Here is a 14,770-nt window from a genome sequence, read left to right as displayed (position 1 = left end):
TTCCGGCCAGTCCGCGGGGCGCTCGGCCAGCACGTCCAGATGCGACTCGCGCGGGCCCTGCCAGGCCTGGTGCAGCAGCTCCGGTGCCTGTGGCGCGCCGGCAGGGGTGATGTCGCTGCCCTCGCCCAGTGCAGGCTGCCGCCATGCCACCTGCACCCGCGAGCCCTCCGGCAGGCCCCGCGCCAGACGCTCCGCGATCCCGGCAAGCACGCCGGGGGCGCGGGGCTGCGCGGAGGTCGCGCGCGCCGGCGGGATGGCTGTCAAGGAAGCATTCATCTTTCCCCATATTGCCTGCATCCACGCGCCCGCGCCATCCGCCATCCGCCCCATGCACGGGCATCCCCGAGCGCCGGCCGCGGGCGGTCGGCGAGGGCTAGAATGCCGGCATGACTCCTCCTGCGACGGCGCGTGCCAAGGCGCCCCTCGGTTCCCTGCGCGCCCTATGGCCGTTCGTGCGCCGCCACCGCGGCCTGTTCCTGGCCTGGCTGCTGGCGCTGGGGATCTCCTCCGCCGCCTCGCTGAGCCTGCCGGTGGCGTTCCGCACCATGATCGACCACGGCTTCCGCAGCGGTGCCAGCGGCGAGGTGGACCGCGCCTTCCTGCTGCTGTTCGCGGTCGCGCTGGTGCTGGCGGTGGCGACCGCGGCGCGCTTCTTCTTCGTCTCCCTGCTCGGCGAGAAGGTGGTGGCCGACCTGCGGACGCAGCTGTACGCGCACCTGATCGCGCTGGACGCCGAGTTCCACGACCGCACCCGCAGCGGCGAGCTGGTCTCGCGCCTGACCGCCGACGTCGAGCTGATCCGCAACCTGGTCGGCAGCGTGATGTCGATCGCCCTGCGCAGCAGCATCACCGCGATCGGCGCGCTGGTGATGCTGTTCGTCACCAGCCCGCGGCTGGCGGCGTGGGCGCTGCTCGGGATCCCGGCGGCGGTGCTGCCGGTGGTGCTGGGCGCGCGCCGCATCCGCAAGGTCGCGCGCCACAGCCAGGACAAGGTGGCCGAGGCCAACGCGCTGGCCAGCGAGACCCTGGGCGCGGTGCGCACGGTGCAGGCGCATGCGCGCGAGGCCTACGAGCGCGGCCGCTTCGCGCAGGCGGTAGCGCACGCGGTGGGCGTGGCGCGGCGGCGGATCGGGGCGCAGGCGCTGATGACCGGCACCACCATCACCCTGTTCTTCGGTGCGATCTCGCTGGTGCTGTGGTCGGGCGCGCACGACGTGATCGCCGGCCGCATGAGCGCCGGCACCCTGCTGCAGTTCGTGCTGTACGCGGTGTTCGGCGGCGGCTCGGTGGCGGCGCTGGCGGAGGTCTGGAACGAGTTGCAAAGGCCGCCGGCGGCATGGGCCGGATCGACGACCTGCTGCGCGAGCGCCCGGCGATCACCGCGCCAGCCTCGCCGCGCGCGCTGCCGCGGCCGCTGCGCGGGGAGATCGCGTTCGAGCACGTCACCTTCCACTACCCGCAGCACCCCGAGCGCCCCGCCCTGCGCGACTTCAGCCTGCGCATCGCGCCCGGCGAGACGGTGGCGCTGGTGGGCCCGTCCGGCGCCGGCAAGAGCACCGTGCTGGCGCTGCTGCTGCGCTTCCACGACCCGCAGGCCGGCCGCATCCTGGTGGACGGCATCGACATCCGGCAGGTCGATCCGGTGCAGCTGCGCGAGGCGATCGGGCTGGTGCCGCAGGCGCCGGTGATCTTCGCCGCCAGCGCGCAGGACAACATCCGCTACGGCCATCTGCAGGCCAGCGATGCCGAAGTCGAGCAGGCCGCACGGCGCGCGGAAGCCGACGAGTTCATCCGCCAGCTGCCGCAGGGCTATGCCACCGAGCTGGGCGAGCGCGGCGCGCGCCTGTCCGGCGGCCAGCAACAGCGCATCGCGATCGCGCGCGCGCTGCTCAAGGACGCCCCGGTGCTGCTGCTGGACGAGGCCACCTCGGCGCTGGACGCGCAGAGCGAGCGCGCGGTGCAGCTCGCGCTGGAGCACCTGATGACCGGGCGCACCACGCTGGTGATCGCGCACCGGCTGGCCACCGTGCTGCGCGCCGACCGCATCGTGGTGATGGACGCCGGGCAGGTGGTGGCCGAAGGCACCCACGCGCAGCTGCTGGCGCAGGGCGGGCTGTACGCCGAGCTGGCGAAACTGCAGTTCCTGGACTGATCCGGACGCGTCCGTCCGGAAGGGCGCGCGCACCGCCTGGACCGCGCCTGCAAACGAGTGGCGCGGCCGCAGCCAGCGCTTACTTCTGCTTCCAGCTGCCACCGGACTGGTACCACCAGCCCGGGCGCGCGCTGGCGATCCACTGGCGCGCGAACACCGCGCGGATCTGGTCTTCCCACTCCGGATGGCCGTTGGCCACCGCCACCTCGCGGTACACCGCCTTGCGGTCGCGGTTGTCGTCGGCCACCGCCGAGTTCAGCGCCACCCGGTCTTTCAGGTCCACCTTCGAGGGATCGCGCACGCTGATGTAGCCATCCTCGGTGAAGCCCAGAGCGCCGCTGTCGAACCCGGCGCGCAGGATGCTGGCGAACCGCGCTTCCATGCGCGCCTGGATCGCCTGGATCGCCGGGGTCTTGATGGTGATGTCGGGCACGGCCTGCGCCTGCGCGCTGCCGATGCCCACCAGCACCCAGGGATCGAAGCCGGACAGGTCGGCGCGGATGACGCGCTGCATCGCCATGCCGCCACCGCCGGCGGGCGGCATCTGCTTCACCTCGACCTTGTCGGCGTCCTGGATGACCTTCTCGACGAACTCCTTGGCCGCCTCCTTGGCCTCGGCCGCCGGGAAGTACACGTTGATCGTCACGCAGGCGCTGAGCAGCAACGCCCCCGCCACCGGCACGCCCATCCACTGCTTCATGGTCCGTCTCCCTCGTTGCTGTACTGCCTCAATCCACCACCGGCGCCACGTCGCCCTTGCTTGCGGCCAGCAGGCGCTCGACCAGGGTGGGCCAGTCCACCGCGCGGTTGTGGCCCACCACGTCCAGCCGCGGCAGGCCCTGGCCTTCGACGATAGTAAAGGCGTTGCCTTCTGAACGCAGGCCGGACATGGCGCAGACCTGGTTCTCCAGCCGGCAGCCGATCCCGATCCGGCGGTAGCCGAAGTCCTGGAACAGTGCGATCAGCCTGCCCTGCAGGGTCTGCACCAGCGCAGTCCCGCCGACGCGGCCGATGTCCTGCACCGCGCGCTGGCTGATCCGGCGGCGCACGCCCGGCGTGTCGGCGGTGGCCAGCCAGGCATCGAACGCCACCGGGGTCCAGTCCACCAGGCGCAGGCCGTCGATGCGGCCGTCCAGGCGCCCGCTGATGCTGCCGAAGCCCAGCACCTCGGTCAGCCGCAGCAGGTCCAACCCGCGCAGGGCGATGTCCGCGCTCAGGCTGGGCGCGGTGCCGAACGGGCGCTCCAGTGCCAGCGAGGAAAACCTCACCTGGCCATCGAACAGGCCCAGCTGCAGCCCGCCCTCGAAGTCGATCCGGTCGCGGGCGTAGTGCGCGCGCGGGATGTCCCCTCCCAGGCGCCCCTGGAACGGCGGCAGCTCCAGCGCCTGCGCCACCTGACCGAAATCGACGTCGGCCAGATGCAGGCCGAAATAGATCTCCAGACCATCGCCATCGCGCGGCGGCCGGATCACCGCATCGCGCAGGGTCAGGCGACCGCCCAGCAGCGGAATGCCCGCCTGCGGCAGGACCAGCACACCACCGGCGCTGGTCAGGGGCAGCCGTGCGGCGCCGAACTTCAGGCCATACAGCTGCCCACCCTGCCATTGCAGAGCGCTGGCGACCGGGGTGCCCGCGGAGTAGCGCAGATCGCCCTGCAGGTGGTCGAACACGAAGCGGCCGTCCGGATCGCGCACGTCCACCTGCCGCAGACGGGCGTCCAGCGCCTGCAACTGCCCGCCCTGCATCTGCGCCGCCAGGGTCAGGCCGCCGTGCAGGTCCACCCCGCCGAGCCCGGCCAGCCCCATCCACCCCGAGAGATAGCGCGGCTTGAGCGGGGGTGAGGTCGTCGCTGCGGGCCTGCACCGACAGGCTGTCGAGATGGCCCTCGGCGTCCAGCGCCGCCTGCGCGGTGGCCGTCAGCACCGCGCCATCGTTCCAGGCGATGCGCGGCAATCGCCATCCGTCCCGCCCCTGCTGGACCGCCTCCAGCTGCACGCCGACCGGAGCCGCGGGCAGGGCCACGTAGGTATTGCCGACCAGGAACTCGCCGCCGCGCAGTTCGCCCGCGGTGGCGATCCGCGTCGCCTCCGCCTCCGCGCGATAGCGCAGCTGCAGGTGCGCGCCGAGGCCTTCGCCCGCGATGCTGCCGTCGCCGTTCTGCAGCCCGAGTGCGCGAAGCTGCAGCGGCCCGACGACCTGCAGGGCGTGCGCATCCGCCTGCACGCGCAGGCGCCCATCCAGTTGCCCGCCGGTGAAACGCGCCTGCGGCCAGGCCTGCGCCAGCAGCCCCTGCATCCACGCCAGCGGCACCTGCTGCAGCACCACCGCGAACTCGTCCGGCCGGGCCGCCGCGCGCGCCAGCTGCACACGGGTGCCGGCATGCGCAAGTTCGGCGCGCAGGGCCGTTTCGTCCAGCCGGATCGCCAGCCGCATCGGCGCGATGCCGGCGGCGCGCAGCGCGCCCGCGCAGGCCCAGCCGGACGCCGGTAGCCGCTGCAGCGGGCAGTGCCAGCGCACCGCGCGCAGGCGACCGCCCAGCGCCGGCAGGTCCACCTGCGCGGCCTGCAGTTCGAGGGTGCCGGCCTCGACATTGGCCGGCCAGTCCAGGTTTATCCGTAGCCGCTCCACGGAGCCGGCCGGCATCTTGATCCGCGCCACCTGCAGCTGCGCACCGCGCGCCTGCAGCGCGGGCGCGGCCAGCATTGCCAGCAGGCCCAGGCCGCAGGTTAGGATCGGACGCGACATGGCCACAGCATACAAAGCGCAAGGACCGCACGCATGAACCCGCCCTCGCCTCCCCCTCCGTCTTCGACCCCGCCTTCGTCGCCGGCTCCCGCCACGCCGCCGTGCCTGCTGCTGGTCGAGGACGACCCGGCCAGCGCCGCGTTCATGGCCGCAGTCGCTTCGGCACTGCCGGCGCGGGTGCATCTGGTGACGAGCATTGCCGATGGCGAATCGGCCTGCGCGCTGCAGATGTTCGACCTGCTGCTGGTGGACGCCAATCTGCCCGACGGTCGCGGCGAGCACCTGCTCCACCTGCTGCGCGAGCGCGGCCACGCAACCCCGGCGCTGGCCCATACCGCCGATCCCGACCCGGCCCTGCACGCGCGCCTGCGCGCGGCCGGGTTCGCCGAGGTGCTGCTCAAGCCGATCGCGGCCGCGGCCCTGCGCGCGGCCCTGCGCCGGCACCTGCCGGGCGCACGCCCCGCCGACTGGGACGATGCCGCCGCGCTGGCCGCGCTCGGCGGCGAAGCCGCGCACGTGCAGGCGCTGCGGGCCCTGTTCCTGGCCGAACTGCCGCAGCAGCGGCAGCGGATCGTGCACGCCGCCATCCATGCCGACATCGGCGGCCTGCGCGCAGAGCTGCACCGGCTGGTGGCCAGCTGCGGGTTCGTGGGCGCCGCCCGGCTGGGCAGCGCAGTGCGCGCGCTGCAGGAATCGCTGCTGGATGCCGCCGCCCTGCGCGCGGTGGAGGCCGCGATCGACGAGCTGCTGGCATCCGCCGCTACGGCCTGACCTGACCGCAAGCCTCGCTCAGGCCGCTCCCGGCGCCTCGCCGGCGCGCAGCTCATCGAGCAGGGCGCGCGTCACCGGGTCATGCACCTGCGCCGCGGCCCCGCCCTTCCCCTGCACGGCCGGCAGCAGGCGATGGGCCAGCTGCTTGCCCAGCTCGACCCCGAACTGGTCGAACGCGTTGATCCCCCACAGCACGGACTGCAGGTACACGCTGTGCTCGTACAGCGCGATCAGCATGCCCAGCGTCTGCGGCGTCAACGCCTCCAGTAGCAGCAGCGTGCTGGGACGGTTGCCCGGGTAGCGCCGGTGCGGATCCTCGCTGTCCTGGCCATTGGCCAGCGCCTCGCTCTGCGCCAGCAGGTTGGCCAGCAGCGCGGCATGGTTGGCCGCGAACGGATGCTCGGCCCGGAGTACGCCGATGAAATCGGCCGGCACCACCTGGGTGCCCTGGTGCAGGGCCTGGAAGAAGCTGTGCTGGGTGTCGGTACCGGCGCCGCCCCACCACACCGGCACGGTGTCGATGCCGACCTCGCGGCCATCCAGGTGGACACGCTTGCCCAGGCTTTCCATCACCAGCTGCTGCAGGTAGGCCGGCAGCAGCCTGAGGCGCTCGTCGTAGGGCAGCACCGCCTGGGTGGCGGCCTGCAGGCCATTGCGGTTCCACACCGCGGTCAGCGCGTGCCACACCGGCAGGTTCTCGCGCGGCGGCGCATGCAGCGCGTGCGCATCCATCTCCGCCGCGCCTTCCAGCAACTGCTCGAAGCGCTGCATGCCCAGCGCCAGCGCGATCGGAAACCCGACCGCCGACCACAGCGAATAGCGTCCGCCGACCCAGTCCCACATCGGCAGGGTGCGCTCCGGCGGGATGCCGAACTCGGCCACCCGCGCCGCATTCGTGCTGACCGCGTACAAGCGCGTGTCGTCGCCCAGCCAGTCGCGCACGATCGCGCCGTTGAGCAGGGTTTCCTGGGTGGTGAAGGTCTTGGAGATCATCACCGCGGCGGTGCGCGCTGGCGCCAGCCTCGCCAGCACCCGCTGCGCCGCGTGCCCGTCCACATTGGATATGAAGTGCACGTTGAAGCGCGCATCCGGCCTTGCCAGCGCATCCACCACCAGACGCGGCCCGAGATCGGAGCCGCCGATGCCGATGCTCACGATATCGGTGACGTCACTGGCCTCCAGCGCCGCGACCAGCTCGCGCATCCGCAGCTGCGCCGCCAGCGCCTGCGCGCGTGCGGCCAGGGCGAAGGCCGAGCCGGTGGCCGCCCCGCGCAGCGCGCTGTGCAGCGCCGGGCGCGCCTCGGTGGGATTGACGGTGTCGCCGTCCAGCAGGCGGCGCAGCGCGCCCGCCAGATCGGCGCGCGCGGCGATCGCGAACAGCGCATCCAGCGCTGCGCGGTCGTAGCGCTGGCGCGCGAAACTGGCGTACAGCGGCCCGCAGCGCAGGGCGAACTCCCGCGCGCGGGCGGGATCGTCCTGCAGCAGGCGCACCAGCGGCATGCCGTCCAGCCGCCGCGCATGCGCCTGCAGGCCGTCCAGCAGCGTGGACACGTCAGGCCGCCTGCTTGGGCATCGAGTGGTTGGTATGGGTCAGCCGGTTGTCGCGGTCCACGTACACGCAGACCGGCTTGTGCGCGGCGGCCTCGGCCTCGTCGCACTGCACATAGGCGCAGATGATGACCAGGTTGCCGACCTGCGACTTGTGCGCCGCCGCGCCGTTGACCGAGATCACGCCGCTGCCTTCCTCGCCGCGGATCGCATAGGTGGAATAGCGCTCGCCGCTGGTGACGTCGTAGATGTCGATGCGCTCGTATTCGCGGATGCCGGCGATGTCCAGCAGGCGGCCGTCGATGGCGCAGGAGCCTTCGTAATGCAGTTCGGCATGGGTGACGGTGGCGCGGTGGATCTTGCCCTTGAGCAGGGTCAGTTGCATGGGGGTACTCCGGTGGAACGGACGGTCCGCAGCGGGCGGATTGCGAAGTATAGGCGCCGATGGCGCACCGCAACAAACCCGCCTGTACCGGCCCCGGAGTCCCGGAAAACCGTGGACGCGGGTCAGGCGCGCGGCGCCGGCCCCAGGTCGAACTCCAGGTTGTCGATCAGGCGGGTCCGGCCCAGGCGGGCGGCGATCAGCGCCACCCGCGGCCCGCCCTCGTCATCGCCCGGCTCGCGGAAATCCGGATGCCGCAGCACCGCGTAGTCGGGCACGAACCCGGCCGCACGCAAGGCCGCGTCCGCCGCGGCCTCGACCTGCGCGCGCGGCGTCCCCGCCTGCGCGGCCGCCTGCATCGCCCGCAGGGTGCGGTGGATGACCGGGGCGAGTGCGCGCTCGTCCGGCGACAGGTACTGGTTGCGCGAGCTCATCGCCAGCCCGTCGGGCTCGCGCACGATCTCGCCGGCCAGGATCTCCACCGGCGCCTGCAGGTCGGCCACCAGTTGCCGGATCACCGCCAGCTGCTGGTAGTCCTTGCGCCCGAACGCCGCCACGTCGGGCTGCACCTGGTTGAACAACCGCGTCACCACCGTGCATACGCCGTCGAAATGGCCGGGCCGGCAGGCGCCCTCCAGCACCGCGCTCACGCCCGGCACGTGCACCCTGGCCGCCAGCTCCACCCCGAACGGATACATCGCCTCCACCTCGGGCAGCCACAGCACGTCGCAGCCGGCCTCCTGCAGGCCGCGGGTATCGGCCTCCGGAGTGCGCGGATAGCGGGTGAAATCCTCGTTCGGGCCGAACTGGGTGGGGTTCACGAACACGCTGGAGACCACCCGGTCGGCGTGTTGCCGCGCCAGCGCCACCAGCGAATAGTGGCCGGCGTGCAGATTGCCCATGGTCGGCACGAAGCCGACGCGCAGGCCGTCGCGCTTCCAGCCGGCGACGCGCGCGCGCAGGGCGTCCAGCCGGGAAATGGTCTCGATCATGCGTAGCTGTGCTCTGCGCTGGGGAACGCGCCGCTGCGCACGGCCTGCAGGTAGGCGCGCACGGCGCCGGCGATGGAGCCGCCTTCGGCGAGGAAATCCTTGACGAACTTGGGCTTGCGGTGGCCGGTGTCGACTCCCAGCAGGTCGTGCAGCACCAGCACCTGCCCATCGCAGCCGGGGCCGGCGCCGATGCCGATGGTCGGAATCGGGCTGACCGCGGTGATCTCCGCCGCGAGCGCGGCCGGCACGCCTTCCAGCACCAGCAGCGCCGCGCCCGCCTCGGCCACGGCCAGCGCGTCGGCGCGCAGGCGCTCGGCGGCGGCCTGCTCGCGCCCCTGCACCTTGAAGCCGCCCATCCGCAGCACCGATTGCGGGGTCAGGCCGAGGTGCGCGCACACCGGGATTTCGCGCTCCACCAGGAAGCGGATCACCTCCAGCTTGTGGCCTGCTCCTTCCAGCTTGACCATCGCCGCGCCGGCCTGGATGAAGCGCACCGCCGCGGCATGGGCCTGTTCTGGGGTGGCATCGGCGCCGAACGGGAAATCCGCGATCTTCAGCGCGTGCGGCGCACCGCGCGCCACCGCCGCGGTGTGATAGGCGATGTCCTCCACCCGCACCGGCAGGGTGGAGTCATGGCCCTGCACCACCATGCCCAGCGAATCGCCGATCAGGATCAGGTCGATGCCGGCATCGTCCAGCACCCGCGCGAAGCTGGCGTCGTAGCAGGTGAGCATCGCCAGCCGCTGGCCGGCCGCGCGCGCCTGCGCCAGCTGCGGCACGCTCCAGGACTTCCGTTCGGCATGGACGCTCATCGACGGGCTCCGGCAGGGGGCCCGCATTATGGCGCACAACGCCGGCGCCACCGCGACGGCGTGCCCGCGCTCAGGCGCCCGCGATCGCCTCCACCCCGGTCACATCCACGCCGCGCAGGGCGTCGCCCACGCAGCCGTGGCCGGGGAACGGCGCATCGGTGGCGATCTCGGCCAGCGGCACCAGCGCGAAGGCGCGTTCGTGCAGGTGCGGATGCGGCACCCGCAAGCCGGGTTCGTCCACCACCTGCTCGCAGTACAGCAGCAGGTCGAGGTCGAGCACGCGCGGGCCCCAGCGGTGCGCGGCCTGTTCGCCGCCGCGCGCGCGGCCGGCGCGGCGCTCCACCGCCAGCAGCGCCTCGAGCAGGGCGCGCGGAGCCAGCGCGGTCTCCAGCACGGCCGCGGCATTCACGAAATCGGGCTGGTCCAGCCGCCCCCAGGCCGGCGTGCGGTACAACCGCGAGGCCGCCACCAGGCGGCAGCCGGGGATCGCGTCCAGCGCATCCAGCGCACCCCGCACCGCCGCTACCGGATCGCCCAGATTGGCGCCGATGCCGATGCAGGCGCGCACGGCCTCGCTCACGCGCCGCCACCCGGCTTGCGCCGGCGCCGCCGGCGCTTGCGCGGGATAGCATCTGGCTCCGCCGCCTCGGAAGACGGCGCCTCCGCGTCTTCCCCTGCCCTGGCATCGACCGATTCGGCGGTGGCCGCGGTCGGGTGCAGCTGCGCCTCGCGCCAGAACGCGACATCGTCGGCATGCGAATCCGAGGCCGCCAGCCGCAGTTCGAGGAAATCGAACGCGGCGCGGAAGCGTGGATGCGCCAGCAGGCGGAACACGCGCTTGCGCTGGCGCAGCGAGAAGCGCGGCTGCAGCAGCCAGATCTCCTGCATCGGCAGCGAGAACCTCCGCGGCAGCGCGGTACGCGCCAGCTGGTGGAGAGTCACGCGGTCGGCCGCGCGCCGCTGCGCCTCGGCCAGGTGCACGCCCTGCGCCTGCAGCTGCGCCAGTGCCCGGCAATAGGCCGGCCACAGCAGCACCGCGCACAGGAACGCCGGCGACACCGGCTCGTCGTTGGCCACCCGGCGATCGGTGTTGCGCAGTCCCTGCACCAGCATCCGCCGCAGCGCGCCGGAGGAATTGGCCGCCAGCGCCTGCGCGGTCTCCGGCAGCAGTACCGGCAACAGGCCGGTGGCCTCCAGTTGCTCGAAGCTGGCCACCGCGTGCCCGGCCAGGAACAGCTTGAGGGTTTCCTCGAACAGCCGCGCCGGCGATGCCTCGGCCAGCAGCGGCGCCAGGCGCGGGATCGGCGCCGCGGTTGCCGGCTCGATGCTGAAATCGAGCTTGGCCGCCAGCCGCGCCGCGCGCAGCATGCGCACCGGGTCCTCGCGGTAGCGCGCCTCGGGCTCCCCGATCAGGCGCAGCACGCGCGCCTGCACGTCGTCGTAGCCGCCCACGTAGTCGCGCACCGAGAAATCCTCGATCGCGTAGTACAGCGCGTTGGCGGTGAAGTCGCGGCGCACCGCGTCTTCCTCGATGGTGCCGTAGATGTTGTCGCGTAGCAGGCGACCGCCGTCGTCGGTCTGGCGGTCGCCCTCGTCGTCGCCGCCATTGGCGCGGAAGGTCGCCACCTCGATGATCTCGCGCCCGTACACCACGTGCGCGAGGCGGAAGCGGCGGCCGATCAGGCGGCAGTTGCGGAACAGCGCCTTGACCTGCTCGGGGGTGGCGTCGGTGGCCACGTCGAAATCCTTGGGATGCCCGCCGATCAGCAGGTCGCGCACCGCGCCGCCCACCAGATAGGCCCCGAACCCGCCCTCGCGCAGGCGGTACAGCACGCGCAGGGCATTCGGGCTCATCTGCTTGCGGGACACCCCGTGGGCATCGCGCGGGATCACGCGCAGGTGGGGAACGGGCGACGCGGGGAAAGCTTGGTTTTCGGTCATGCTGCGGGCGGCGGCGAAAGTAAGGGGCGTTGCCATTGGCGGACGCAGCCTTTTATACTAGCAAGCTCGGCGCATCCTTCCGATGCCGCCGGCCGGTCGTCCAGCCGGCTGATCCCAATGCTCCCTTCGTCTAGAGGCCTAGGACGTGGCCCTCTCAAGGCTAAAACACGGGTTCGAATCCCGTAGGGAGCGCCATCCACACCGAAGGCCCGCGTCGCTGACGCGGGCCTTCGCGTTTTGCAGCCCCGCGGCCCGCCTGCTATCGCGCGGGCCGCGGCGTTAAACTACGCGCAACGCACCATCGCCACACGGACGCCCCATGCCCTTCGTCGTCACCGAAAACTGCATCAAGTGCAAGCACACCGACTGCGTGGAGGTGTGCCCGGTGGACTGTTTCCACGAAGGCCCGAACTTCCTGGTGATCGACCCGGACGAGTGCATCGACTGCACCCTGTGCGAGCCGGAATGCCCGGTGGGCGCGATCTTCCCGGAAGAGGACGTACCGGCTGGCCAGGAAGTCTTCGTCGGCCTGAACGCGGAGCTGGCAAAGGAGTGGCCGGTGCTGACCGTGCGCAAGGACCCGCCGCCCGACCACGCCGAATGGGACGGCAAGCCCGGCAAGCTGGCGCTGCTGGAGCGCTGAGCGGCGGCGAGCGCAGCCGTTCGCGGGGACACCTGCCCACCATGAACCGATACGCCGCAGGGCGCCAAACGGCGCCCTGCGTGCGTCATGCGTGCCTCAACGGGCGTGTGCCAGACCCGCGATTACGGGGCGATCGCCGCCTTGAGCGCCGCGATCAGCCTGCCCGCGGCCTCGCCGCTCGGCGGCAACCCGCGCGGGTCCACCGCCGAGACGAACGCACCATCGCCGGCCCTGGTGACGCGCACCAGGAACTTGCTGTCCATGTAATCGACGTCGTAAGTGCCGAGGATCTCGGCCTTGCTGGCGATCTGCACGCCGGGCGTGGCCGCCAGCGCTTCCCCAACCTTGGCGAACACGGCATCGCGATCGGCGGGAACCGCGAACCCGGTGGCCGCCTGCGGGCGCGCCGGCGCGGTGGACGCGGCACTGGCGCTGGCGCTGGCCGGCAGCGCCATGGCCTTGTCGGCGGCCGGGCGGTCCAGGTCCGGCGGGACTTCCAGCGGCCGTGCCTCGGCGCTCTGGGCGTAGAGCGCGTTCTTCTTCTTGAACCAGTGGCAGCCGGACAGGCCGGTCACCAGCAGGACGGCGACCAGCGGCGCGGCGACCTTGGACATGCGGGGGGCGTGGTGCATCTGGTTCTCCTGTCAGGCCGCGTCGCTGCGGCCATTGGCGTGTTCGAGTTGGCGGATGGCCGCCAGCAGGCGTTCGGCCTGGGCGGCATGTGCGGATGATAGCGGCTGCAGCGGCAGGCGCAGGCCGTGGCCGATGCCGTCAAGCGCCAGCAGGGCCTTGACCGGGATCGGGTTCGGCTCGACCCCGAGGAAGTGGTACAGCTCCGCCAGCGCCTCGTTCAGCGCCGCGGCGGTCGCCGCATCGCCCGCCAGCGCCGCATCGCACAGGCGGCGGAAGCTGCGCGGCACGACGTTCGACGCGACCGACACCACCCCATCGGCGCCGGCGCGCATCGCCCGCAGCGCGGTCGGGTCGTCGCCGCTGAGCACCACGAACTCCTCGCGCCGCAGCGGCAGCAGGGCCTGCATGCGCTCTTCCTCGGCGCGCGCCTCCTTGATGCCGATGATGTTGGCGTGCAGCGACAGTTCGCCGGTGGTGTCCGGGAGCATGTCGCAGCCGGTGCGGCCGGGCACGTTGTAGAGCACGACCGGCAGCCCGCCGTCGTCGGCCACCGCGCGGAAATGCGCCAGCAGGCCCGCCTGGGTCGGACGCACGTAGGGCGGCGTCACCACCAGTGCCGCATCCGCGCCGAGGCTGGCCGCGCGCCGGGTGGCCTGCACCGTCTTGGCGGTGTTGGACTGGCCGGTTCCGGCCAGCACCGGGATGCGCCCGGCGCAGGTCTCCAGCGCGTGCCGCAGCAGGCGCCCGTACTCGTCGTCGGACAGCGCGGCGGCCTCGCCGGTGGAACCGGCCACCACCACGGCCTGGGTGCCGGCCGCCAGTTGCGCCTGCAGCAGGCGTTCCCAGGCCGGGAAGTCGATGTCGCCCGCCGCGGTGAACGGCGTGGCCAGTGCGGTGATGCTGCCGGAAAGTCGCAAGGGGAAAGGTCCGGTTCGCGCGCGGCCCGGAAGGCGCGACGCAGGGCGGGAAATGACGCGGGATGCGGATGCGGTTGCGCGCCGATCTTACTTGCGGCTGGAAAGCGGCGGCAAGTATGCTGGCAGCTCAATCCCGCCCCTCCGCGGCGGGATCCCCGTCGATTCCCGGTATCCCGCATTGAGCAAGACCGCCGCACGGCCCTCCACCAACGAAAACCACCTGCTGATCAACGCGTACACCACGCATCCGCAGTCGCCGCTGCTGGCGGTCACCCGCCGCATCGCCGATTCCGGCTGCAACCTGGTGGACGCGCGCCTGGCGACGGTGGGCCGCGACGTGTCGGTGAGCGCGCTGGCGACCGGCTCGTGGGACGCGGTGGCCAAGCTGGAGACCATGCTGACCAAGCTGGAGCGCGAGGAAGGCCTGAAGCTGGTGTGGTACCGCACCGGCCCGAAATCGCTGCAGTCCAACCTGCTGCCGTACGTGGTGGAAGTGATCGCCGCGGACAAGCCCGGCATCCTGTTCCAGCTGGCGGATTTCTTCGACCACCAGGGCATCACCATCGAGAGCCTGCACTGCTCGCGCTACCGCGCCATGCAGACCGGCGCCGACATGTTCTCCGCGCAGCTGACCATCGGCGTTCCGGCGGACATGCACATCGCCGCGCTGCGCGACGATTTCCTCGAGTTCTGCGATCACCTGAACCTCGACGCGATCATGGACCCGATGAAGTACTGAGGCAGCCCGCGCGATGATCGACACCGGCGACCGCATTCCTGACCTGCCTCTCGCATTGTCCAGCGGCAACGCGGCGGCGCTCGGCGACTACGCCGGGAAATGGCTGGTGCTGTACTTCTACCCGAAGGACTCCACCCCCGGCTGCACCACCGAGGGCCAGGATTTCAACGCGCTGCTGCCGGAGTTCGAACGCGCCGGCGCCGCCGTGCTGGGCGTATCCAGGGATTCGCTCAAGTCGCACCAGAACTTCCGCGCCAAGCAGGGCTTCCGGTTCGAGCTCGCCAGCGACGCCGACGGCGCGCTGTGCGAGGCCTTCGGCGTGGTGCAGCCGAAGAAACTGTACGGTCGCGAATACCTGGGCATCGTGCGCAGCACGTTCCTGATCGATCCGTCCGGCGTGGTGCGCGAGAAGTGGCAGCCGGTGAAGGTGCCCGGCCATGCGCGCACCGTGCTCGAAACGCTGCAGGCCGCCCAAGCCAAGTGACCTCCCCTGCC

The 14,770-nt window shown here is 72.1% G+C and carries 15 protein-coding genes, 1 tRNA gene and 1 pseudogene; 7 read left to right on the top strand and 10 right to left on the bottom strand.

All coding sequences use genetic code 11. The features are described from left to right. Positions 1-386 precede the first annotated feature (386 nt). A pseudogene (locus tag LJB71_RS06015) lies at positions 387-2,152 on the top strand (ABC transporter transmembrane domain-containing protein). 79 nt (positions 2,153-2,231) lie between these two features. On the opposite strand, the gene LJB71_RS06010 reads toward LJB71_RS06015, so the two are convergent. Continuing rightward, the gene (locus LJB71_RS06010; RefSeq protein WP_259303466.1) at positions 2,232-2,852 is read right to left on the bottom strand and encodes a YdbL family protein; all 621 of its coding nucleotides are present in this window, start codon (positions 2,850-2,852) and stop codon (positions 2,232-2,234) included. A gap of 28 nt (positions 2,853-2,880) precedes the next feature. Further along, entirely contained in the window at positions 2,881-3,957 is a 1,077-nt protein-coding gene (locus LJB71_RS06005; protein ID WP_259303465.1) for a YdbH domain-containing protein, read from the bottom strand. 73 nt (positions 3,958-4,030) lie between these two features. Between LJB71_RS06005 and LJB71_RS06000 the strand changes: the two genes are divergently transcribed. Further along, positions 4,031-4,642 (top strand): hypothetical protein, encoded by a 612-nt coding sequence (locus LJB71_RS06000; protein ID WP_259303464.1) that lies wholly within the window; start codon positions 4,031-4,033, stop codon positions 4,640-4,642. A gap of 288 nt (positions 4,643-4,930) precedes the next feature. After that, on the top strand, positions 4,931-5,668 hold the full coding sequence (locus LJB71_RS05995) for a hybrid sensor histidine kinase/response regulator (RefSeq protein ID WP_259303463.1): 738 nt from the start codon (positions 4,931-4,933) through the stop codon (positions 5,666-5,668). Between the two features lie 18 nt (positions 5,669-5,686). Here LJB71_RS05995 and pgi read toward each other — a convergent pair whose 3' ends face one another. The 6 genes from pgi to pcnB form a co-directional block, all read right to left on the bottom strand. Further along, on the bottom strand, positions 5,687-7,219 hold the full coding sequence (gene pgi, locus LJB71_RS05990; protein ID WP_259303462.1) for a glucose-6-phosphate isomerase: 1,533 nt from the start codon (positions 7,217-7,219) through the stop codon (positions 5,687-5,689). A gap of 1 nt (position 7,220) precedes the next feature. Then, positions 7,221-7,601 carry an aspartate 1-decarboxylase gene (gene panD, locus LJB71_RS05985; protein WP_259303461.1) on the bottom strand — a complete coding sequence of 127 codons (381 nt, stop codon included), beginning with the start codon at positions 7,599-7,601 and terminating at the stop codon, positions 7,221-7,223. A gap of 122 nt (positions 7,602-7,723) precedes the next feature. Continuing rightward, positions 7,724-8,590, bottom strand: a complete 867-nt coding sequence (panC, locus tag LJB71_RS05980) for a pantoate--beta-alanine ligase (RefSeq protein ID WP_259303460.1) — start codon at positions 8,588-8,590, stop codon at positions 7,724-7,726. After that, positions 8,587-9,402 carry a 3-methyl-2-oxobutanoate hydroxymethyltransferase gene (gene panB, locus LJB71_RS05975; RefSeq protein ID WP_259303459.1) on the bottom strand — a complete coding sequence of 272 codons (816 nt, stop codon included), beginning with the start codon at positions 9,400-9,402 and terminating at the stop codon, positions 8,587-8,589. Before panB ends, panC begins: the two co-directional genes overlap by 4 nt. 70 nt (positions 9,403-9,472) lie before the next feature. Further along, positions 9,473-9,982, bottom strand: a complete 510-nt coding sequence (gene folK / locus LJB71_RS05970; RefSeq protein WP_259303458.1) for a 2-amino-4-hydroxy-6-hydroxymethyldihydropteridine diphosphokinase — start codon at positions 9,980-9,982, stop codon at positions 9,473-9,475. After that, on the bottom strand, positions 9,979-11,271 hold the full coding sequence (gene pcnB, locus LJB71_RS05965) for a polynucleotide adenylyltransferase PcnB (RefSeq protein WP_310649397.1): 1,293 nt from the start codon (positions 11,269-11,271) through the stop codon (positions 9,979-9,981). Before pcnB ends, folK begins: the two co-directional genes overlap by 4 nt. Positions 11,272-11,462: 191 nt before the next feature. On the opposite strand from pcnB, the gene LJB71_RS05960 reads away from it, so the two are divergent. Continuing rightward, positions 11,463-11,538 (top strand) — tRNA-Glu (locus LJB71_RS05960). A 124-nt stretch (positions 11,539-11,662) separates the two neighbouring features. Next, a complete protein-coding gene (fdxA, locus tag LJB71_RS05955; RefSeq protein WP_259303456.1) occupies positions 11,663-11,986 on the top strand; it encodes a ferredoxin FdxA in 324 nt (107 codons plus the stop codon). Between the two features lie 122 nt (positions 11,987-12,108). Here the strand turns inward: fdxA and LJB71_RS05950 are convergent, their stop codons facing one another. Next, complete coding sequence (locus tag LJB71_RS05950; protein ID WP_259303455.1) at positions 12,109-12,618, bottom strand: hypothetical protein; 510 nt, start codon at positions 12,616-12,618, stop codon at positions 12,109-12,111. 12 nt (positions 12,619-12,630) lie between these two features. Further along, on the bottom strand, positions 12,631-13,536 hold the full coding sequence (gene dapA / locus LJB71_RS05945) for a 4-hydroxy-tetrahydrodipicolinate synthase (RefSeq protein WP_259303454.1): 906 nt from the start codon (positions 13,534-13,536) through the stop codon (positions 12,631-12,633). Positions 13,537-13,714: 178 nt separating this feature from the next. On the opposite strand from dapA, the gene LJB71_RS05940 reads away from it, so the two are divergent. Together LJB71_RS05940 and LJB71_RS05935 are read left to right on the top strand one after the other, a co-directional pair. Beyond that, a complete protein-coding gene (locus LJB71_RS05940) occupies positions 13,715-14,275 on the top strand; it encodes a glycine cleavage system protein R (RefSeq protein WP_259303453.1) in 561 nt (186 codons plus the stop codon). A 13-nt stretch (positions 14,276-14,288) separates the two neighbouring features. Continuing rightward, positions 14,289-14,759, top strand: a complete 471-nt coding sequence (locus tag LJB71_RS05935) for a peroxiredoxin (protein WP_259303452.1) — start codon at positions 14,289-14,291, stop codon at positions 14,757-14,759. Positions 14,760-14,770: the final 11 nt, after the last annotated feature.

This window comes from Thermomonas sp. S9, from assembly GCF_024704365.1.
In the GTDB taxonomy this organism is placed as follows: Bacteria; Pseudomonadota; Gammaproteobacteria; order Xanthomonadales; family Xanthomonadaceae; genus Thermomonas.
The sequence above is the reverse complement of the archived record's forward strand: the minus strand, read 5'-3'. Positions and strand labels throughout refer to the sequence as shown.